The sequence below is a fragment of the Lysinibacillus sp. GW247-5R2A genome, assembly GCF_059424475.1.
This window is the reverse complement of sequence record NZ_JBWKZL010000022.1, coordinates 1-20,071: the sequence shown is the minus strand read 5'-3', so window position 1 is coordinate 20,071 and position 20,071 is coordinate 1. Positions and strand designations below refer to the sequence as shown.

General features: G+C 37.6%; 24 protein-coding genes. 15 read left to right on the top strand and 9 right to left on the bottom strand.

The window, feature by feature from the left end:
• Positions 1-53 precede the first annotated feature (53 nt).
• Positions 54-614 carry an AAA family ATPase gene (locus AC07YC_RS22260; RefSeq protein ID WP_494920467.1) on the top strand — a complete coding sequence of 187 codons (561 nt, stop codon included), beginning with the start codon at positions 54-56 and terminating at the stop codon, positions 612-614.
• A 29-nt stretch (positions 615-643) separates the two neighbouring features.
• Here AC07YC_RS22260 and AC07YC_RS22255 read toward each other — a convergent pair whose 3' ends face one another.
• The 3 genes from AC07YC_RS22255 to AC07YC_RS22245 all read right to left on the bottom strand — a co-directional run bounded on the left by AC07YC_RS22255 (position 644) and on the right by AC07YC_RS22245 (position 4,019).
• Positions 644-1,822, bottom strand: a complete 1,179-nt coding sequence (locus AC07YC_RS22255; protein ID WP_494920466.1) for a Ger(x)C family spore germination protein — start codon at positions 1,820-1,822, stop codon at positions 644-646.
• Between the two features lie 320 nt (positions 1,823-2,142).
• Complete coding sequence (locus AC07YC_RS22250; protein WP_494920465.1) at positions 2,143-3,519, bottom strand: MATE family efflux transporter; 1,377 nt, start codon at positions 3,517-3,519, stop codon at positions 2,143-2,145.
• A gap of 20 nt (positions 3,520-3,539) precedes the next feature.
• Positions 3,540-4,019, bottom strand: coding sequence for a DUF6530 family protein (locus AC07YC_RS22245; RefSeq protein WP_036225502.1), 480 nt, complete (start codon positions 4,017-4,019; stop codon positions 3,540-3,542).
• A gap of 701 nt (positions 4,020-4,720) precedes the next feature.
• Here AC07YC_RS22245 and AC07YC_RS22240 point away from each other — a divergent pair.
• The 5 genes from AC07YC_RS22240 (at position 4,721) to AC07YC_RS22220 (ending at position 9,895) form a co-directional block, all read left to right on the top strand.
• On the top strand, positions 4,721-5,191 hold the full coding sequence (locus AC07YC_RS22240; protein WP_336634749.1) for a peptide-methionine (S)-S-oxide reductase: 471 nt from the start codon (positions 4,721-4,723) through the stop codon (positions 5,189-5,191).
• Positions 5,192-5,219: 28 nt separating this feature from the next.
• Positions 5,220-5,705: an NUDIX hydrolase gene (locus AC07YC_RS22235; protein ID WP_494920464.1), complete on the top strand. Its 486-nt coding sequence runs from the start codon at positions 5,220-5,222 to the stop codon at positions 5,703-5,705.
• Positions 5,706-5,885: 180 nt separating this feature from the next.
• Positions 5,886-6,092 (top strand): hypothetical protein, encoded by a 207-nt coding sequence (locus AC07YC_RS22230; RefSeq protein ID WP_494920463.1) that lies wholly within the window; start codon positions 5,886-5,888, stop codon positions 6,090-6,092.
• A gap of 252 nt (positions 6,093-6,344) precedes the next feature.
• Positions 6,345-6,680 carry a hypothetical protein gene (locus AC07YC_RS22225; RefSeq protein ID WP_494920462.1) on the top strand — a complete coding sequence of 112 codons (336 nt, stop codon included), beginning with the start codon at positions 6,345-6,347 and terminating at the stop codon, positions 6,678-6,680.
• Positions 6,681-6,829: 149 nt separating this feature from the next.
• The gene (locus tag AC07YC_RS22220; RefSeq protein WP_494920461.1) at positions 6,830-9,895 is read left to right on the top strand and encodes a hybrid sensor histidine kinase/response regulator; all 3,066 of its coding nucleotides are present in this window, start codon (positions 6,830-6,832) and stop codon (positions 9,893-9,895) included.
• A gap of 27 nt (positions 9,896-9,922) precedes the next feature.
• On the opposite strand, the gene AC07YC_RS22215 is transcribed toward AC07YC_RS22220, so the two are convergent.
• A complete protein-coding gene (locus tag AC07YC_RS22215) occupies positions 9,923-10,798 on the bottom strand; it encodes a DMT family transporter (RefSeq protein ID WP_494920460.1) in 876 nt (291 codons plus the stop codon).
• Positions 10,799-11,003: 205 nt separating this feature from the next.
• On the opposite strand from AC07YC_RS22215, the gene AC07YC_RS22210 reads away from it, so the two are divergent.
• Positions 11,004-11,474, top strand: coding sequence for an Lrp/AsnC family transcriptional regulator (locus AC07YC_RS22210; RefSeq protein ID WP_217581081.1), 471 nt, complete (start codon positions 11,004-11,006; stop codon positions 11,472-11,474).
• A 22-nt stretch (positions 11,475-11,496) separates the two neighbouring features.
• Here the strand turns inward: AC07YC_RS22210 and AC07YC_RS22205 are convergent, their stop codons facing one another.
• On the bottom strand, positions 11,497-12,075 hold the full coding sequence (locus AC07YC_RS22205) for a recombinase family protein (protein ID WP_336634744.1): 579 nt from the start codon (positions 12,073-12,075) through the stop codon (positions 11,497-11,499).
• Positions 12,076-12,193: 118 nt separating this feature from the next.
• On the opposite strand from AC07YC_RS22205, the gene AC07YC_RS22200 reads away from it, so the two are divergent.
• The 3 genes from AC07YC_RS22200 (at position 12,194) to AC07YC_RS22190 (ending at position 14,685) form a co-directional block, all read left to right on the top strand.
• The gene (locus AC07YC_RS22200) at positions 12,194-13,621 is read left to right on the top strand and encodes a SulP family inorganic anion transporter (RefSeq protein WP_494920459.1); all 1,428 of its coding nucleotides are present in this window, start codon (positions 12,194-12,196) and stop codon (positions 13,619-13,621) included.
• Between the two features lie 335 nt (positions 13,622-13,956).
• Positions 13,957-14,235, top strand: a complete 279-nt coding sequence (locus tag AC07YC_RS22195; protein ID WP_008174769.1) for an ArsR/SmtB family transcription factor — start codon at positions 13,957-13,959, stop codon at positions 14,233-14,235.
• A 66-nt stretch (positions 14,236-14,301) separates the two neighbouring features.
• Positions 14,302-14,685 (top strand): VOC family protein, encoded by a 384-nt coding sequence (locus AC07YC_RS22190; RefSeq protein WP_336634742.1) that lies wholly within the window; start codon positions 14,302-14,304, stop codon positions 14,683-14,685.
• 49 nt (positions 14,686-14,734) lie between these two features.
• On the opposite strand, the gene AC07YC_RS22185 is transcribed toward AC07YC_RS22190, so the two are convergent.
• Both AC07YC_RS22185 and AC07YC_RS22180 read right to left on the bottom strand, forming a co-directional pair.
• Complete coding sequence (locus AC07YC_RS22185; protein ID WP_494920458.1) at positions 14,735-14,914, bottom strand: hypothetical protein; 180 nt, start codon at positions 14,912-14,914, stop codon at positions 14,735-14,737.
• Positions 14,915-14,996: 82 nt separating this feature from the next.
• Positions 14,997-15,839, bottom strand: coding sequence for a copper amine oxidase N-terminal domain-containing protein (locus tag AC07YC_RS22180; RefSeq protein ID WP_494920457.1), 843 nt, complete (start codon positions 15,837-15,839; stop codon positions 14,997-14,999).
• 141 nt (positions 15,840-15,980) lie between these two features.
• Here AC07YC_RS22180 and AC07YC_RS22175 point away from each other — a divergent pair, with 141 nt between their 5' ends.
• Positions 15,981-16,145, top strand: a complete 165-nt coding sequence (locus AC07YC_RS22175) for a hypothetical protein (RefSeq protein WP_336634739.1) — start codon at positions 15,981-15,983, stop codon at positions 16,143-16,145.
• Between the two features lie 114 nt (positions 16,146-16,259).
• On the opposite strand, the gene AC07YC_RS22170 is transcribed toward AC07YC_RS22175, so the two are convergent.
• Positions 16,260-16,742: a DinB family protein gene (locus AC07YC_RS22170; RefSeq protein WP_494920456.1), complete on the bottom strand. Its 483-nt coding sequence runs from the start codon at positions 16,740-16,742 to the stop codon at positions 16,260-16,262.
• Positions 16,743-16,831: 89 nt separating this feature from the next.
• The gene (locus AC07YC_RS22165; protein ID WP_336634737.1) at positions 16,832-17,449 is read right to left on the bottom strand and encodes a LysE family translocator; all 618 of its coding nucleotides are present in this window, start codon (positions 17,447-17,449) and stop codon (positions 16,832-16,834) included.
• Between the two features lie 247 nt (positions 17,450-17,696).
• On the opposite strand from AC07YC_RS22165, the gene fabZ reads away from it, so the two are divergent.
• The 4 genes from fabZ to AC07YC_RS22145 all read left to right on the top strand — a co-directional run bounded on the left by fabZ (position 17,697) and on the right by AC07YC_RS22145 (position 19,984).
• The gene (gene fabZ / locus AC07YC_RS22160) at positions 17,697-18,122 is read left to right on the top strand and encodes a 3-hydroxyacyl-ACP dehydratase FabZ (protein ID WP_336634736.1); all 426 of its coding nucleotides are present in this window, start codon (positions 17,697-17,699) and stop codon (positions 18,120-18,122) included.
• Positions 18,123-18,249: 127 nt separating this feature from the next.
• On the top strand, positions 18,250-18,744 hold the full coding sequence (locus AC07YC_RS22155; protein WP_336634735.1) for a hydroxymyristoyl-ACP dehydratase: 495 nt from the start codon (positions 18,250-18,252) through the stop codon (positions 18,742-18,744).
• Positions 18,745-18,756: 12 nt separating this feature from the next.
• Complete coding sequence (locus tag AC07YC_RS22150) at positions 18,757-19,071, top strand: hypothetical protein (protein ID WP_494920455.1); 315 nt, start codon at positions 18,757-18,759, stop codon at positions 19,069-19,071.
• Positions 19,072-19,237: 166 nt separating this feature from the next.
• The gene (locus tag AC07YC_RS22145) at positions 19,238-19,984 is read left to right on the top strand and encodes a polysaccharide deacetylase family protein (RefSeq protein ID WP_494920454.1); all 747 of its coding nucleotides are present in this window, start codon (positions 19,238-19,240) and stop codon (positions 19,982-19,984) included.
• The last annotated feature ends 87 nt before the right edge of the window (positions 19,985-20,071 follow it).

Genomic DNA, 20,071 nt, shown 5'->3' with positions numbered 1-20,071 from the left:
CGTAAACATGATTTTATACTCAAAATGACGGAGCATTTCCTAGGAGGTAACGAATGAAATTTGTTGTTATATTTGGTCCTCAAGCTGTTGGAAAAATGACAGTCGGGCAGGAATTAGCTAAAATAACAGGCTTAAAGCTATTTCATAATCATATGACGATTGATTTGGTTAGTCATTTTTTTGACTATGGTACGAAAGAGGGGAAAAGGCTAGTCAATTTGTTTCGACAGGAGATATTCGAAGAAGTTTCGGCTAGTCATTTAGATGGATTGATTTTTACATATGTTTGGGCGTTTGATTGTCAAGAGGATTGGGACTATGTGAAGCAAGTTACAGAGCTTTTTGAATCCAAAGGTGGCATCGTGTACTATGTAGAACTTGAGGCTGCTTTAGAGGAGAGACTTCAGCGCAATAAAGGAAATAATAGACTTGAGCATAAACCTTCAAAAAGGGATATTGCTTGGTCTGAACAGGATTTGTTAACTTCTGTAGAAAAATACAGATTGAATTCAGTCGATGGCGAAATCCAATTCCCCAACTATATTAAGATTGAGAGCACAAATTTAAGTACGGAAGACGTTGCCAAAATGGTCCAAGACAAATTCCGTTTATAAGAAAAAACGCTTGGCTCCCAAGCGTTTTTTTATTCAGAGGAATCGGGTCTTTTAATTTTAATGATTTCAGAAAACGTTTTACGCCCTGGGTTTATTTGCGAAACGTCAATGGAAATTTTACGAATAGAATTCTCTTGTAAAGGGATTTTTCCATCTGTCTCTAACTTTTTCCATGCTTTGACATTGTCTCGATAAAGGACCTCAGATAATCGAAAAATATCTACATCTAATTTTAATCCCTCATTATAGGTTTGGCGGATTTCCTTTTTCACTTCCTTAATAATTTGCTTCTTCAGTTCTTTCTCACTAACTTTTCCTTTAAAGCCATTGATGGTTGCACGAAGCTGTAATTCGACATCAAAATAAACTTCCTCCTTGTTCACTACAGGTATTTTTTTGACTTGTAATTTATCAATACTGACGGTTAACTCTTCTTTACCATCTGTTCTTAATTTAAAGGTGATTTCTCCTCGGTTTGTGTAATTATGCATCCATTGATTACCCCGGGCTGCCTCATCCTTCACAAAACCTTTTAAGCCGTCTTTCGATAATATGCCGACACCTGAAAAATAGGTTTCCTCTACCTTTTCCTCGTCTGTTTGCCAATCTCTTTTAATGGATACATAAGGTACTGTCACTTCGTGGTTAGGTTCATTTAATCCAATAACGATTTCTCGTAAATTTTTTGGTTCAACAAACGTTTCCTGTTCTGTTGGATTAATCGGGTTACTTAGTTTTGAAGAAGACAGTGAATTTTTTAAAATCGGTGTGACAAGGAGTACCTCATTTACAGGATCCTTTGTAGAATACATCCAAATGTGATATCTCGTATCTCGAAAACGAATAAACGTATCAATAACGGGTATAAATCGCTCATTTTCCAAAGCACTCTCCGAGAAAATGATATATCTCATATGCCCCCAAAAAATTTGCTGGTCAGAAGATCGATACAACTTGTAGATAGCCTCTTCTACGGTTCTTCCTGTAGCACGCCCGATTTCAGCAGGTTCAGCAGTTGAACTAGGCTGAACCGATTTTGCGACATCAGCAAAATTAATAATTTGTAAATAGACCTCATATTCATCATCAACGTAATTAACACCGACTGCATTGACATAGTACATTCTTTGCGGCTCTGTAATATCCCAGCAACCTGCGAGCAGGGTTGTTAGAAAAATCATCACTATAAATTTGAAGGTTGTTTTCATCGTTTCTCCACTCTCAAGTAGCTATTTATAATAGTAGCTTGGACAAAAGCTGGTGTTTTTATAAAAAATGTAGGGTATTTTAATACGTTTTGCTTGTTTCTACAGCTAGGGGAAAATGAATTGAAGAAAATGAAAAAATTTATTTATTAATGTGTAACTTTTTTTAGCTGAATACGACTAATCCATTAGTAGAATACAAAAAACTGAAGCAAAGTAGTAAAATTCACTTTTCACAAAATGACCAGGGCTCGCTGTCGAGTACCTGGTCATTTTGTGTTTATTGAAAAAAGGACATGCGTTATTTGCATGTCCTCAGTCCTTTAATCGTTAAGCATAGCTTTTAATGTTCGCTTTTGCCAGCCTAGCTTGAAGTAGGCATATTGCATAATGAAATGCACACAGAAGGTAATTGGGTAGGCTAACCATACTCCATTTAAGTCTAATGAAGTGTGGTGAGATAGTAGGAACGCTAATGGTACCTCAACTACCCAAATTGTAATGACTAAGAAAATTGTCGGCCATAAAACGACACCTGTTGCACGCATCGTAGCTGAAACCGTCTGTGTATGACCGAAAATTAAATAACTCCAAAAGGCGATATATAAATAATCTTTGGCAATGAGCACAGTATCATGTGAATCAATAAAGAAGGCCAAAATTGGCTCAGCAAATAGATACATGATCAGTATAATGGCGCCTCCTAACAGATAATTGATACGGACACCCATTTGGCGAATTTTTTTAATCATCTCTGTAGAATTTGCGCCTAATGCCTGTGCGACAAATACAGATGTAGCAATGGCAATACTCATCGCAGGTACCTGTGCATAGCTAGCGACCTGATTCACAACGCCGTAAGCTGCTGTTGCATTGGAGCCATAGACGTTGACAAAGCCAATGACAGCAATTTCTGCGACAGAGATAGCGACCATACTAATACTAGATGGAATCGCTAGCTTTAACAAAGAAGCTAAAATATCTTTCTTCAATTTAAAATGCTGTAAAATAGATTTGTCTAAACGCAGTAAATGCTTTGTTTTATGCAAATATGCCAATAACAAGATCATGGTTACTAGGTTTGATAAAACGGATGCATAAGCGGCACCATTTAGGCCAAATGCAGGCAAGCCAAACCAACCGAACAGTAATGGGGGAAGGAAGGCAATATTTAACACAACACTAATAACTAAAAATAGAAATGGTGTTTTTGAATCGCCAACTCCACGCATAAAGGTTGTATACACCATATACCAGAACATAATTGGTAATGTGAAGAATAAAATTTGTGCATAGCTAATACTCATGTCTAATATATTTGCTGGTGTTTGCATAAAGCGTAAAATCCATTCAATAAAAAAGCCGCCAAAGATCGCCACAACAATGGATAAAATCGTTGTGAAGGCGAGCGTTACTCCAACAACTTCCTTCATCTTAGCATGATTACCAGCCCCGAAAGTCTGCCCAACTAAAATGGAGCTACCTGATCCAATGCCAATAGCAAATGCCATTAAAAAGAAGAAAAAAGGGAAAAAGGCTGAAATTGCTGCTAGTGCATCGACACCTAAATTACGCCCCACTAGAAACATGGCAAAAACCTGACCAACGGATTGCAGGACATTCGCCAACATAACAGGAATTAAAAAATTAATAAAGGCTTTCTTAAGTTGTTGATCATCTTGTAACATTTGTGCATTCATCAATAGGTTCCTCTTGAGTTTTAATAACCCATTTCTTTTAAGATTCGTGACAATGTGCGCAGTCGTTCACCGATTAGCTCACCATCATTATTTAACGCTTGCTGAAAAAGTTGAATATCTTCATTGATTTGTTCATTTTCTGTGCAAACTTCCACAGTCATGGCATCTCCCTGTAAGCCTACACGCTTAATCACAGGGTTTTCTTCATCATATAAATGCTCGAAGCGATAGGCCTCTTTAAAATGAAGTTGCGCCTCACATACTAAAATAGCAAGGTCGAGCACACGATGTAGGGGAAGTTCTTCTGATTGACGAGACCATTTGCCACCCGTATGACGCCAAACTTTTGCTGAAATATCCACCTTTCCTCTGTCATTCCACTGTGCTAAACCGAGAGAAAGCCCTTGAGCATCAGTTTGATATGCTGTACGCCCATCAATATTGGCATAGTTTTCAGCGACAATTACAGGTTTATGTTTTAAATGTGTTGGGATGTTCATGTTAAAAAACTCCTTATCATTTGGATTTAGTAATTTACTAAATTACTGCTTTAGTAAATTTAGCATTAGCGACTTCATAAGTCAATCCAAAAATTAGTGGCGTTTACCTGTATAACATTCGCCAAGCAATATTACGCCAGACAAATGGAGGGTTTTAGTACCTGTTTTTGTGAGCCTAGGTTTACCCTGTTTTTCTGGATGAATCGTATTGGTGTTTGGAGCGGTATTATACATATTGCAAAGGCAGATCGAAGGATTATGAAATATGCATGATGGGGGAGGAATATGTACAAGCAGCATGCAGGAATCTACATATTCTAAAAGTATGCTGGATGCTCTGGACTATGTCTTGTCATTTATTCATATTGCTTGCCTTGGAGGAATCATTTGAGTGGTTATCCAAAAGATATAAAAATATTTTAAATAAGCTGTAACTTTTCCAGCGTGAATACGACTACTGTATTAGTAGGATACAAAAACTAAAGCAAACTAGTAAGTTTCACTTTTCACAAAAAGACCAGGGCTCCCAGTTGTCAGGTGAGCATCCTGGTCTTTTTGTGTTTAGAGAGGACATTGCCTGTAATTTGATCGATTTTCATGATAGTATGAAATAATAAACATTTAGAAATTTCTTACAATAATATGTAAAGGAATTAAATAGTCCGTATAATTTGTGTCATTAAATAAAGAGGTGAGGAAGAATGGGAGTAGTTTATTTTGCAGGTGGTTGCTTATGGGGCGTACAAGCTTTTATAAAAACCTTACCAGGCGTTGAGTTTACAGAGGCAGGGAGAGCCAATGGAACAAGTCAAACACTTGAGGGGGATTACGATGGGTATGCCGAATGTGTAAAAACAGGATTTAATCCGTCCGTTGTATCCATCGAGGAATTAATGGGGTATTTTTTTGAAATTATTGATCCTTACAGTTTAAATAAACAAGGACAGGATGTCGGCGAGAAGTACAGAACGGGCGTTTATAGTGAGAATCCGGAACACTTACTAGAGGCGAAGGCGTTTCTTGAGGAGAGAAATGATCACGATTTGATTGTTGTTGAAGTATTGCCTCTTACGAATTATGTGAGAAGTGCAGAAGAGCATCAAGATAGGTTAGCAAAATGTCCAAATGATTATTGTCATATTCCAGAAGAACTATTAAATAAATATAAGTAAGAGAGATGATTATTTTCAGAGGAAAAAAATGACTACTACTTATGTAAATTGGGGACCATCAAAAGTTAAATTAACTTGGGAAAAAAATAACTTATTGCCCCCCTATCATTTAATAACAAGTGTACATGGCTTTTGTTTTCAAGGGAATCAATTATTATTGGTCGATGTCAATCATAGAGGATGGGATTTTCCAGGAGGACATATTGAACCTGATGAAAGTCCAGAGGATTGCTTTAAACGGGAAGCACTGGAAGAGGGGTATGTGGAAGGAGAATGTCAGTTGTTAGGACACATCATCGTTGACCATCGTGAAAATCCATTATGGTCAGAAAGCAGTCCCTATCCTAAAATTGGCTATCAACTATTCTACAAAATGACTATAACAAATCTGCTTCCATTTGAAGGCAAATATGAATCTGCTCAACGGATGTTTGTCAATCCTAATGATATGGCCTCTTATTATCACAAATGGAACATTCTTTATAAGGAAATAGTAGATTGTGCAATGCAATAACATTTTCGAATATATACACATTGAGCCTATAAGTACTCGAACATAAAAGTATATATCTTTTTATTGTCTTTAATGTTATTATTTGTTAAATAATGTAATGTGTGTATTACTTAAGGGGGGGAACACATAAATAAAAATTTAATGTCTTTTTCTATTATTTTCTTAGGATTCTGTATTCTTTTGAGTGCATGGTTTATAGCACAGTCTTTCACATCTGAGCAAGTCGATAAAACGAAGCAAGAACAATTCAGGTATGAGCTAATCTCGCCAAACGATAGTAATATCATTATTTTTGATAAGCAAAGCGGGGAGCTTTGGCGTAAGTATATTGAATCTAATGAGGGACCCACTGATTGGGAAAAGCAAAGTTCGCCAATTACCAAATAATGTATTTCTTAATGCAGGTACATAAAAATCAACGACTTGCGGATGTAACGTATCTTTATGCATGTTCTCTTCATGCATGTTTGGCAAGCCACTTGATGAGGAACGCATTTTAATTGGATGTCCACAACACTCATCGCCCTAATCTTGCTTATCCTCTTCGCATGTAAATGGAAATGGGAATATGCGGTATTTTTAGAAAAATGAAACTTTTACCAAATGGATGGGTACATAAAGAAAGAAGGGGGTTTTAGAATGAACCGAAAACATTATATGATGATGGTTATTGCATTTATTGTAGAATTTGCCCTAACTTATTGGATGGCCTCCGTATTTTCTGTCAGGTTTATAGAAGTTATGTTTTTCACAGGGGCTGCCTTTGCATTAGGAACGCTCTACTTTACAAGTAGTGGTGGGGCTATGTCAAGATTTTTTGCAGCTCAATCTGGAGCCGTAACAGGTATCATCCAGGAGCGAGACCGATTTCAGTTTAAAGCGGGTCCTGTATTTATAGCATCACTTATATTCGTACTAATAGGTTTGGTATTCTTTATCTTACTTGTTACAGGCATCATTCCACCGCAGAAATGATAATAGGTACGGGGAATCAAGATAGTCACTAGACTGTCTTGTTTTTTTAGGGGGAAAAATAGATTGTTCAAATTCTGTATATGTAGACTTGGTAGAATAAGAGGTTATGGGATTACTTTTAGATTGTGGAGGGGTTATGATCATTCACTATGAAACTTAGAAAAATGGCTGTCATCCTTATATTGTTTATAGTTTTTTTAACAGGTTCTCGTATTTTATGGCTTCAATCATTTACGCAGCCCGATCAACCATATGCAATGAAGGGGCAGATGGATGTCCGTAATTTTGATTTTCAACAAAGTGCATTAACACTTGATGGCGAATGGTCCTTCTATCCATCGCAATGGTTGATGGATAAACATTCTTCCAACCAGACCTACATACAAGTCCCAGATGGATGGGACAAAGTTTTTCAGGAAGGGGAGCAAAGCCCATTTGGATACGGCACTTATCGACTAAAAATACTGGTTCCTCCAGATGAGACAAAAACCTTTAGTATAAGAGTGCCAAGTATTCGCAGTGCCGCAGAAATATATGTAAACGATCGCTTAATTGCGAAATCAGGGGAGCTAGGTGAAAATCGAGCGCAAACGGTGGCTAAAAATGTACCGTTTACAGCCTCATTCGAGACAAATGGTGAAAGTGAAATCGAACTGATTATTCAAGTAGCCAACTTTCAAGATCCTCGTAGTGGGGGAATCGTCCGTTCTATCAAATTTGGACAAGAAGATGTAATCAATCGGGAGACACAATTGTCCGTCACAATGCAGCTATTAGTGGCAGTTGTTTTAGTGTTGCATGCCATTTATTCTGTTATTCTCTATTTAGTTGGAAATAAAGATAAACGCCTACTATTCTTTTCGATCTTAAGCGTAAGTATCATGTTTTATTATTTATTAGGAAGTGATGATAAACTTCTTTCATTTTGGTTCCCCATAAATTATGATTGGGGATTTATCTTAGTCCATCTTTCTATGGTGGGCATTGGCTATTCATTACTGCAATGTATAGAACACTGGCTACCGCCACAAATACAGCTCTATAAACGTGTGTACACTTTTTTCAGCATGGTAGCGATCCTATTAGCCTTTACGTTACCTATACGTTATCTTGTTTCCATGCAAGCTTTTTATATTGTCATTTTAGGAGCTCCAATCGTTATTACTTTCATCTTGATGGTTGGAAAATCCATAAAGGATATCCGCAGGAATGTTTTTATTTTATTAGGATTAGTGGCCTTTGTGAATAGTATCATTTGGGATGTCATGCTGCTGATTACAGGCATAAAAATCATTTCATATCCTTTTGATTTGATTGTGACAATTGCCTGTTTAGCAACATTATGGTTTAAAGATTATGCAAAGGTACATGCCGATACGAAGGAGCTTGCTCATAAACTGCAAGAGACTGATAAAATCAAGGATGAATTTTTGGCAAGTACCTCTCATGAGTTACGAAATCCACTTCATAGCATTATCAATATGTCTAAAGCAGTACTTGATCGTGAAGCCAAGACGTTAACTACAAAAAGTGTGAATGATTTAGAAACTGTCCTGTCCGTAGGGAATCGAATGTCTTTGTTGTTAAATGATTTGCTGGATGTCATGCGCCTGAAAGACGATACACAAAAATTACAACTAAGTATGGTATCCATCCATTCTATTGCTGTAGGTGTATTTGATATGCTGCGCTTTATGATTGAGGGAAAGCCTGTTCAGTTCGTCCTAAAAATACCAGAAGATTTTCAAAGAGTGCTAGCTGATGAAAATCGTGTGATTCAAATAGTCTTTAATTTAGTGCATAATGCTGTGAAATTTACGAATAAAGGGTCGATTACAATTTCGAGTTATACGCGTAATGGGATGGCGAATATCGTCATTACAGATACAGGTATTGGTGTGGACGATGAAACCATGCGTCGAATATTTGAACCATATGAGCAAGGAACGATCAGTAAAACGATGGTAGAAGGAGGGTTTGGATTAGGGCTTAACATCTGTAAGCGGCTCATCGAATTGCATGGTGGGACATTGGAAGTGCAATCCGTTGTAGGGCAAGGCTCTACCTTTATTTTTACATTGCCCTTAGCGGATGAATCGCATGTCCAAGTACCACTTGAAAAGGTACAACAGAGCGTAAGCAAGAGTTCAGAGCGCACAATAAATTTACAAGCAGACCTCGAGGATAATCAAAGTGCGGAGTGGAATCATCCGCGTATTTTAGTAGTTGATGATGAGCCTATTAATTTGCGAGTTGTGGAGACAATTTTAGCAAATGAACAATATGACATTGTTACGGTGACAAGTGGCTTAGATGCGCTGGTATGTATTCAGTCACACGAATGGGATTTAGTTATTTCAGATGTGATGATGCCTAAAATGTCAGGGTATGAATTAGTGCGTCTCATTCGGAAGCAATTCTCCATCACCGATTTACCAGTATTATTGCTGACAGCCCGTAGTCAACCCCAGGATCTTGAAAAAGGCTTTTTAGCAGGTGCGAATGATTATGTGACGAAGCCTGTCGATGCACTAGAGCTACGATCACGAGTAGCGGCATTAATAAAGGTGAAGCGATCCATTCAAGAACGTCATCGTATGGAAGCTGCCTGGCTACAGGCACAAATTGAGCCTCATTTTCTTTTTAACACGTTAAATGCCATTTTAACGTTGAGTGAAATGGATAGTGAACGAACAAGTAGACTAGTAGAGGCACTCAGCGATTTTTTAAGAGAATCCTATAATTTTCAAAATGTTGAAGCACTTGTGCCGTTAGAAAATGAACTTACGTTAATTCAAGCTTATCTTTATATTCAGCAGGAGCGCTTCGGCGATCGTATTCACGTTAAATGGGATTTAGAGGCATCTACCGATGTGCTCATCCCTTCATTAACTATCCAGCCCTTAGTTGAAAATGCCCTACAGCATGGGATTTTAAAACGGACAGAAGGGGGAACGATCCATATTCGGATTTTTGAAAGTGAATCACAACTTGAAATTACAGTTTCGGACAATGGTGTTGGCATGGATGAACTACGTTTGTCCCAGTTACTTCAAACAACGCAGCAGCCGTCCAAAAGCATAGGTTTAATGAATACCCATCTTCGCCTTCAACAGCATTATGGGCAAGGATTGACTATTACGAGTAAGCTACATGAAGGAACATCCGTTTCTTTTGTAGTTCTTGTGAAGAAGCCCGTAAAACAAGAAGCATGACACGTCTGTGTGCCATGCTTCTTTTCTTTATCGTATAGCCTGCGGAGCTTTTGTTTTAAAATGGGTGAATAGATAGCAACCCATAATGACGATAAGCCCACCAATTCCCTGGAGCCAGGACATATTTTCTCCAATAAATAAATAGGCGAGAAGGGCAGTGAAAATGGGATTGAAGTTTAAAAAAATACCCGATGTGGTCGCGCCTAACTTCTGTACACCTATATTCCAAAATACCATACAAACAACGGTGGAAATAATACCGGTATATAGCATGGAAAGAATGAAAGATGAATTGACATTCGTAAAGGTAAAGTCTGCACTCGTAAATGGTAGGAGCAGTAGCACACCGAATATCCCGGCATACAAAGTAGCCATTAAGGGGGAGGCTGTTTGCATAGCCCATTTACTACATACGGAATACAGACCCCAAACGCACACAGCTGCCAGCATCCATAAATCGCCTGTATTCAATTGAAAATCCAGCAATAGCTGCCAATCTCCTTTTGAAAGAACGAGAACTACCCCAAACAATGATAAAACCATTGCCGATAACTGCCATTTCGTTATTTTTTCCTTCAGCAAGACAAACGAAAAAAGGGCAATGGATATTGTATTCATCGTAGAAATAAGCCCAGCATTAGTAGAGGTCGTACGCTCTAATGCTAGAAACTGAAAAATATTAAAGAGAGCAACCCCTGTAACACCCATTAAAAGTAACGGGACAATCGCTTGTTTGGGGGGAACTAATTTTTTTTCTTTCCACCAAACCAATGGGACAAGGACAATGACGGCAATGAACCATCTGACTGTTGTCAATGTCATGGGAGAAGCATGGGCAACAAGCGTCTTGGCAACAACAAAATTCCCTCCCCACAGTAAACTTGTGACAAGCATTAGACCCATATACAATTTAACCAAAGCTCGTAACACCCCTCTTAACTTTATGTATATTAAGAATCATAGCATTAACGGTGATTTGACTGTATAATATTTTGTGAAAATGATTGAATTTGAAATAAACTAAAGTATAGAGGTTTTTTTTAGAATAATCTTCGGAATAAAGACTCTGGAGATACGTCATAAAAAATAATCAGAAGGGGAGACATCAATGGAGGATAGCAAAAATAAAGAACTAGACAGGACGGATCTTCAAATTTTAGATATTTTGCAGCGAGAGGTTCATATTAGTAATGCTGAATTGGCGAGACGTGTCAGCTTATCGCCACCAGCGACTCATACAAGAGTTAAACGAATGGAAAGCGAAGGCTATATCGATCAGCAAGTCGCTATTTTAAATCAGGAAAAACTCGGATTTGATTTACTGTGCTATGTTTTTATGAGTACGGATATCCATCAAGCAAAGGAAATAGAGGAATTGGAAACAAGCCTACAAACGATGACAGAAATATTGGAATGTCACTGTTTAACAGGTGCCTATGATTATTTATTAAAAATCGTTATCCGTGATCGTCAAGAATTGAACCAATTTATTCGGAAATTAAATAAGTTAGGCATCTCTAGAATTCAAACAAATTTATCCTTACGAGAAATCAAATATTCCACAGTGTTACCCTTATAAAAACACAGCAAGTGTGAGTGTTCTACTCAAGCTTGCCGTGTTTTTCCTCTTCATGAGAGATTTTATTCACATCATCTATATAACGATATAATGTAGATTTACTAATGCCTGTTTCGTTTTTTATATCCAATAGTGAATAGGTTTTACTTTGATACATGTCTAAAGCTTTCCGTAAATTTTCATCTGATTTTTTGGGGCGACCAATTGTTTTTCCAGCCTTTTTTGCTTCAGCCAACCCAAAAGTCGTTGTATGGCTTTTCAATTGGGTTTGTAGATTAGAAAAGAGCGTAACCGTCTCTGCTAAACTTAATTGTAAGACAGTCGAATTGGACAATTGTTCTTCTAGGAAAGTAATCTGGACAAAATCTTTTGCTAGGACATTTAAGACATCTAATAATTGATGCAAGGAGTCCGCTAGCACAACAAGGTTTTGTACGACTATTTCATCTCCAGGTTGGATAATCATTAATAATTCCTCTAAGGTATGTCTCTTTTTAGCAAAAGGATGTGCTTCAATAAATAGTTGATCCAACTGTATGCCTTGTAGTTGTTGGTCGCCTAATTCATCGCCAGCTAAAGGTCGTTTATAGCCATAAATCATTATTAATCCTCCTAAAATCGTTCCTTTTTGGGAATGAGTGTGATATGCTACATTTTGTTCGTCCCAATAAGGTATCTTTTGGTGCGATTTATTCTACTATATCTAAGGGAGTTTATTTATGCAAACATTAAAAGAACAATGGTTTGGCAACGTTCGTGCTGATATATTATCGGGAATAGTAGTGGCCCTTGCGCTTATTCCAGAAGCCATTGCATTTTCGATTATTGCGGGGGTTGATCCTATGGTAGGACTGTACGCCTCGTTTTGTATAGCAACGATTATCGCCTTTGTTGGGGGAAGACCTGCCATGATATCTGCCGCTACTGGTGCCATGGCTTTAGTGATGACAGGCTTAGTAAAGGAGCATGGACTTCAATATTTATTAGCGGCGACTATTTTGACAGGCCTTTTACAATTGCTGTTTGGGGTACTCGGGATTGCGAAGCTCATGCGATTTATACCAAATGCGGTGATGATCGGCTTCGTAAATGCTTTAGCTATTTTAATTTTTATGGCACAAGTGCCTCATTTTATAAAAGAAGGTCCATGGACGTATGCTTTTATAGTCATGACATTATTAATTGTATATGTTGTGCCTAGATTTTTTAAGGCTATTCCTGCACCATTAATGGCAATAATTATCTTAACAATAGCGACCTTTACAACAGGAATAGATTTGAAAACGATTGGGGATTTAGGAAACATAGAACGAGCCCTGCCAACGTTTTTAATTCCGAATGTACCGATGACATGGGAAACATTGCTCATTATTTTGCCCTATTCTTTAGCACTTTCCATTGTTGGTTTACTAGAATCTTTGTTAACTGCTCAAATTGTCGATGATATGACGAGTACAAAAAGCGATAAAAACCGAGAAGCTCGCGGGCAAGGAATGGCCAATATTGTCAATGGATTTTTTGGGGGTATGGCTGGTTGTGCCATGATTGGTCAATCTGTCATCAACGTCAAATCAGGTGGACGGGGACGACTTTCAACATTAGTGGCTGGAATATTTTTAATGTTTCTAATTATCGTTCTAGGTGATGTAGTAGTAGATATTCCAATGCCAGTCCTTGTAGGGATTATGATTATGGTATGTATTGGTACATTTGATTGGAATTCCTTCCGCTATATCGTAACGGCGTCTCGTGCAGATGCATTTGTCATGATTGCCACTGTGCTGATTGTAGTGTATACCGATAATTTGGCTATTGGTGTTCTCATCGGTGTAATTTTAAGTGCATTATTTTTTGTAGCAAAGGTGTCGAAGGTTTCAATTCAACAAGTGGGAACAAACTATGTGATTGAAGGTCCATTATTCTTTGCTTCAACGAAAAGCTTTCTTCAGGCATTTGAACAAATAGAAGCATCAAGTATTACAATCGATTTTTCAAGCAGTCATCTATGGGACGAATCTGCCGTTGGTGCACTTATGAAAGTCGTTTCGCACTTGGAATCCCAACAGGTTAACGTCAGCATTACTGGCTTAAACCCTGCTAGCCAAACACTATTCGAACAATTGAATGCTGGCATTCCAACGAATTAGGTAGCCATATAAATATGTCTAATCGTATCCTATTAAGTGACAATGCTAGACGGCCTATATTTGCTAAATTGTATAAGGATTTTGGTTGATGATGTGAATGTTTAAAAGGTGAACAATAAGCGCGATTAATGCCATTATGCTTTAATGGTGATAATAAGTCCTAGCTGTCCCGACAAGTTTTCAATAATGAAACAAGTTGGCGACAGCTTTTTGGCGTTATAGAGGATAAAAAACTTGGATTACTAAGGAGAGACGACACAACAAATTAATCTTATAGGCAACTACTAGGTTGCTCGTACTTGACATGCAACCAATAAGTTGCCTATAATTGATGTATGAAATGGGACAAAGACGCTATATTTAAAGCACTTGCAGACTCGACCCGAAGGCTTATAATAGACGAGCTATGTGAACAAAATGAGATGACCTTATACGAGTTAACGGTTCGTCTACTTATGAAGTATGAGCTTTCCATAACGAGACAAGCAATTGCTAAACATCTTGCAGTTTTGGAAGGGGCAGGGCTTGTCACATCCAAGCGGAAGGGGAAATATCGAGTTGTTATGTTTAACAATGAACCACTTAAAGATTTATTGAAGGGGTGGGTAGAGTAATTTTTTTGAACATCATACAGTAGGGCGTGCAAGCATTTTGTGCAACTAACAGAGGAGGCTATTCAAATGAACATTATCGTGAACAGTATATTTGTAACAGACCAAGCAAAGGCATTGTCATTTTATACAGAAAAGCTTGGATTTGTTAAAAAGGAAGATCAACCATTAGGAAAGCATAGATGGCTGACGCTTGTATCGCCAGATGAGCAAGGTGGAACTGAGCTTTTACTAGAGCCGGATGAGCACCCTGCCGCAAAGGATTATCAAAAGAGAATATTCGCTGAAGGTATTCCTGCAACAATGTTTGGTGTTGCAGATATTCACGAGGAGTACAAGCAATTATTAGAAAAGGGCGTAGAATTTACGATGACGCCAACAAAAATGGGGGCCGTCACAATAGCTGTCTTGGATGATACTTGTGGCAACCTTATTCAAATTATTCAAAAATAATTCATGATGAAAGCGTGTTTTGAATAAACTCAAAACACGCTTTTTCTATTTATTCATGTATGGCTAAACCTCGGTCATTCTCTAATAAATCGAGGGTTTCTTTTGGCTGTGCATTTACGGTTTGTTCTTTAGCTTCAGCTTCTTCGCTTGGCGGCGCTTCTTCCGATGAACAGGCTGCTAAAGCAAATAGTAATAATAATACCAAACTACATGACAGTATCTTCTGCATGAGGCAAACCTCCATCCATAAATCGTTGATATGAATATTTTGCACATTTTCATACAGAATATGTTTAGTTTACTGTTATTTTTTAAAGAACGGTATTGCTAATAATTTTGTTAAAACCGTTGTTAGTTGCGGTATTCATAAGCTGTTGAATAGTCTGCATTTTATTATCTGAGAATATATACCAGCTATCATGATGAACATCATGGAGAAGAACCCTAGGATAGCCTTTTAATAGTTCATCAGGAAATGGTTGGTTTAAGGAATACGTATCGAACTGCTGAACACTTTTATTGTCAGCGGTTAAGAAATCATATTGTCCCAGCTTATAATAGGAACCTGGGATGTCCAGATTTAATTGCCAAGAATAGTCTTTAGGCGCTTCTACTTTATCTCCTTTTTGCTGAAAAACTTTGTACATAGCGTGGTGATAGCTATGTCCCTTCACTTCTTGAATAACTCCACCCATCGTCATGTGATATTCATAGTGAAGAGCCTTTATTTTTTGATTGTTAATGAATAGTGGCTTTGTCGCAATATTGACAGTACCCTGTTTGTAAACGACCTGACTGCCGAATGTTTCAGCGATAAAACGGATTGGAACGTAGGTACGATTATTTTTAAGATAGGGTGTTGTATCCAATTGTTCCGCTTGACCGTTTTTAATAACGGTCTGACTGTTTAAAGTTAAAATAACGGTTGATTGGTTCGTTAAAAGGGTAATTTGTGAATCCTTCCATTGTACTTGTGCACCTAAATTTTCACTAATTACACGCAAAGGTACCATTGTACGATTGTTTTTGACCTCTGGTGCTGCATCGGTTTTCACGACAACCTCGTCAATCTTCAGTTGAGGTGTTGCTGCATCAGCGGGGGAAGCTGTCCATAATACAGATGTTAATAATAAGCCTGCGAAGATTTTTTTCATGGTAGTTACCCTCCTTTATTTTTACGACCTTATTTTACCATAAAATTCTAATAGGATAATAATAGTTTACTATTTATTATTTTTTAACAGTGTATAAACCAGTTTTGAAATCGAATACTAAACGTGAAAGGAGGTTTTTTTGTGAAATTTTTAACATGGGGCATCGTTGGTGCAGCATTGTTTGCTGCGATGAAAGGCTACGGGAAATCCAATCCAGGACAGAAGGATAGCTACCAACAAACGACAACACCTGTTCAATTAGTAGCTAATGCAAATCCATTAACAGCGAATACACCGAAACAGTAAAAGGCGTCACAGCTTATAGATTACTTTGATCTATAAGCTTGTTATATTTTACATAAAAATCCTATGGTTTTTAGATGAAAGATGGATAGAATATTGGTTTTATGCATGATCAATTTAAAGAGCTTCTGACTGACACTTGTTCAGAATCCGATGAATCGTTAAGATAGCCTGGACATGCATGCCCTCATGGAAAATAGTTCGCAGTAGTACTTGTTCTATAGTTTGCATGCCCATCTCAATGGGAGGGAATTCTTCCATTAATCGGTGACCATATTGTTCCTTTAGCTGTTCGGGCTGCTGGGCCAATAACATTTTTAATGCGTCAAAAGATGGGGTTTTTTCATCAAAATGTTTCGGTGAGGTACCGAATCCAAACCAGTTGGTGAAATGGTCTAGTTCCTTATGTTTGTCTTTTGTTAGAGCCTCTATCCATAAATATTGATCGAGATATAAATGGCCCATATTCCAGCGGATATTATTATGGAAGCCAGTCGGAATGATATTAGCCGTTTCCTCAGTTAGTTGATCGAGTATTTGTAGTAACTCGCTTCGATAATGCTGTAGTTGTTGAAATAAATTTTCTTGTCGCTGATTCATTGTAAAACCTCCTTTTAGTATGTATTAGCTATAGCCACCAATTTTCCTCCAAAAAAAAGAAGAACGCCGATTTGGGTTCTTCTCGTCATTTATTTACTTTGTGTTTGTAGGGCTAATTTGACACCTAGACCGATATAGACAAAGCCAACCGTTTTCTCAAGCCAACGGGAGCTTCCACTTGTTTTCGTGAACATTTTTTCTCCGATAAAGCTTGTTACAACAGCTAGTAAAATCGTATACAACGCACTCATGACAACAAATGTAATGCCAAGTGTCAGCAGTTGAACTGTAACAGGTGTCTCATTATGCTGGATAAATTGCGGTAAAAAGGCAAGGAAAAATAATGCCGTCTTAGGATTTAATATTTCGGCTAAAAAGCCTTGGCGGAATGAAGTACTCGCTGGGCTTTGTTCCACAGTAGGCTGTTCAATTTTCTTCGGCTTTGTTATAAGCATTTGTATTCCTAAATATACAAGATAAGCTACACCTATATATTTCACTACTTCAAAGGCTGTGGCAGATTTCATTAAAATAGCAGAAAGACCTAATACAGCTGCCAGAGTATGGACTAAGTCGCCGAGACCTATACCTAATGCTGTATAAATGCCATTTTTTTTACCACTTTTTAATGTTTGTGTAATGGTGATAATGACTGCAGGTCCTGGAATTAAAAATAATAAAAGAACTATTGCGATAAAAGATAACATGCTTACCATCCTATTCTAATAAACTAATCATTCTAGGGTGAATGCATGACATATTATATTCTAGCTACTATAGAGCTGTCGATAAAGAAATATTGAAAAAAGAATGAAAAAATATTCAGAAAATAATAAACGGATAATATAGACGAATTGAATGGATGATTCGCTTTATAGTTTAGGGTATTTTTTTAGTACTAACTAATAGTATTTAATGATAGAATGAGATCATTAAAAAATTGGAGGTATCCGCATGTTAACTAGTCAACAAATACAAGAAATTTTACCTCATCGTTATCCATTCCTTTTGGTGGATCGGATTGAAGAATTAGAGGAAGGAAAACGTGCAGTAGGTCTTAAAAATGTGACGATTAATGAGGAATTTTTTAACGGTCATTTTCCCCAATATCCTGTGATGCCAGGTGTGCTAATTGTGGAAGCATTAGCGCAAGTTAGCGCGGTCATCATGCTAACGAAGGAAGGCAATAAGGGAAGACTGGGATTGCTAGCAGGCATAGATCAATGTCGTTTTAAAAAACAGGTGAAGCCTGGAGATCAATTACGTCTTGAAGTAGAAATTACACGTGTAAAAGGCTCGATCGGTAAAGGGAAGGGAATCGCAACGGTTGATGGGGAATTGGTTTGTGAAATGGAGCTTGTGTTCGCGTTTGGCAATTAAGAAATTTGCTCAATAATCGGTGTACAGCCTTTTTAGCGTAAAAATTGATAAAGACTTCCTTCTAAGGCGTACTACACCCCTAATTTTCTTTCATATACTAGTAATCATTATGACCGAATGAGGGGGATTGAAGGTCGCTATAGTAGATTGGAATGAAAAGCGGTTACGGCCGGAGGAAGCATTAGATTATGATTTTTGTGATCGATTTGTACAAAAAATGCATAAACAAATTCTTCATAAGAAGCTTCACCAAGATATTTATCAGTCCTATTTTGTTATTTTTCAGCAACAATATACAACACAGGAGCTACGCTTTATCATCCGTATGTTAAGGCAGCAGGCGGAGGAAATTATGCGTTTAAAGCCCATTTTTATCATTTTAAGTGGGATCATTCTGTCCATGTTTACGTTGATTGCTGCCGCCGTGAATAGCCAATTGATGATGGGACATTCGCTTGTCCAAATTGTGGCATTGGCGATATTGAGTTTGAATGTCACGATTCTTTTTATTTCCTATAAATTTGAAAAAGAACATAAACGCGTGCAGGCTGTGATCGCGTTAGTAGATTATTACGTGACCATTTATCAAACAGGAGATGATCATTATGCAGAACATCATTGAATCCTTACGTTATTGGTTGCTGAAAATCCCGGAAATGTTTCACATTATGACAAAAACAGAAATGCAGAACGCACTACTCAAAATAAATGGTCTAAAAAAGAATGCTTAGGTCATTTATGTGATTCCGCTCTCATTAACCTTGAACGATTTATAAAGATTCGTTTTACCACATGTTGTGTCTACATACGACCAAGTTCAATGGGTCGAGCTACAGGGTTATCAAAAAATGCCTATAGAAGAAATCTTATTAGTATGGAAGAGCTTAAACAAAAAAATAGTGGTGGTATTAAAAAACCTCTCATAACAGGCATTATCTCGTCCATGTGAAATAAGTCAACAGCAAGAGGTGACACTCAAATGGCTCTTTCAGGATTATCTCGATCACCTAGAGCATCATGTGAAAAAGCACTTATAATATTTATCGAAACATAAGCATTTTTTTACGAAATCCTCAAATAATAAAGTACGAAAAAATTTTTGGGGACGTGAAGATTTGAAAAAATTATTACTGTTTCTACTGCCTCTTTGTCTGATCACGGTGTCATTTTTTTATGTCAAGGCGAGCTCTTATGACAATAAAGGCAGAAAGTATTATGAAGAAGCTGGACAAATACTTTGGGAAATCAAAACTGAGGAGAAAATTATCGCTCTCACCTTTGATGATGGCCCACATCGCACGTACACAGCAGATGTTCTCGATGTACTGGATAAATATCAAGCAAAAGCCACTTTCTTCATTGTTGGTCAAAATGCAGAAAAAAATCCTGAGCTTATTTCTAGAATGTACGATGAAGGGCATGAGTTGGCCAACCATACGTATACCCATCCGTTAAAAACAAATGTATCGAATTTGATGAAGGAAATTGATCAAACGAATGAGACCCTTTATAGTATTACCGGCTTTAAACCGACTTTATTCCGTCCGGTGGAAGGACAGTTCTCAGATGCGATGATTGATGCGATTGCGAAAGAGGGCTATAAAGTGGTGATGTGGTCATGGCATTTGGATACGCTTGACTGGAAGAGCCCAGGCGTTAATCGAATTGTGAATACCGTCTTAAAGGGTGTAAAGGCAGGTAATATTGTGTTGTTTCATGATGGTGGAGGGAACCGAGCACAAACCGTAAAGGCGCTAGAGCAAATTTTGCCAGAGCTTGAAAAACAGGGCTATCGATTTGTGACCGTTTCAGAATTGCTTGAGGTACAGATGGCTCACAAAAAAATGGAAAAAAAACAGTAGTGTTGAGAGCTGATATTATCCCCTTTAAGTAGACAATGTAAAAAAAACTACACTAAACTGTAGTTAACATTCTACTTAAAGGGGATT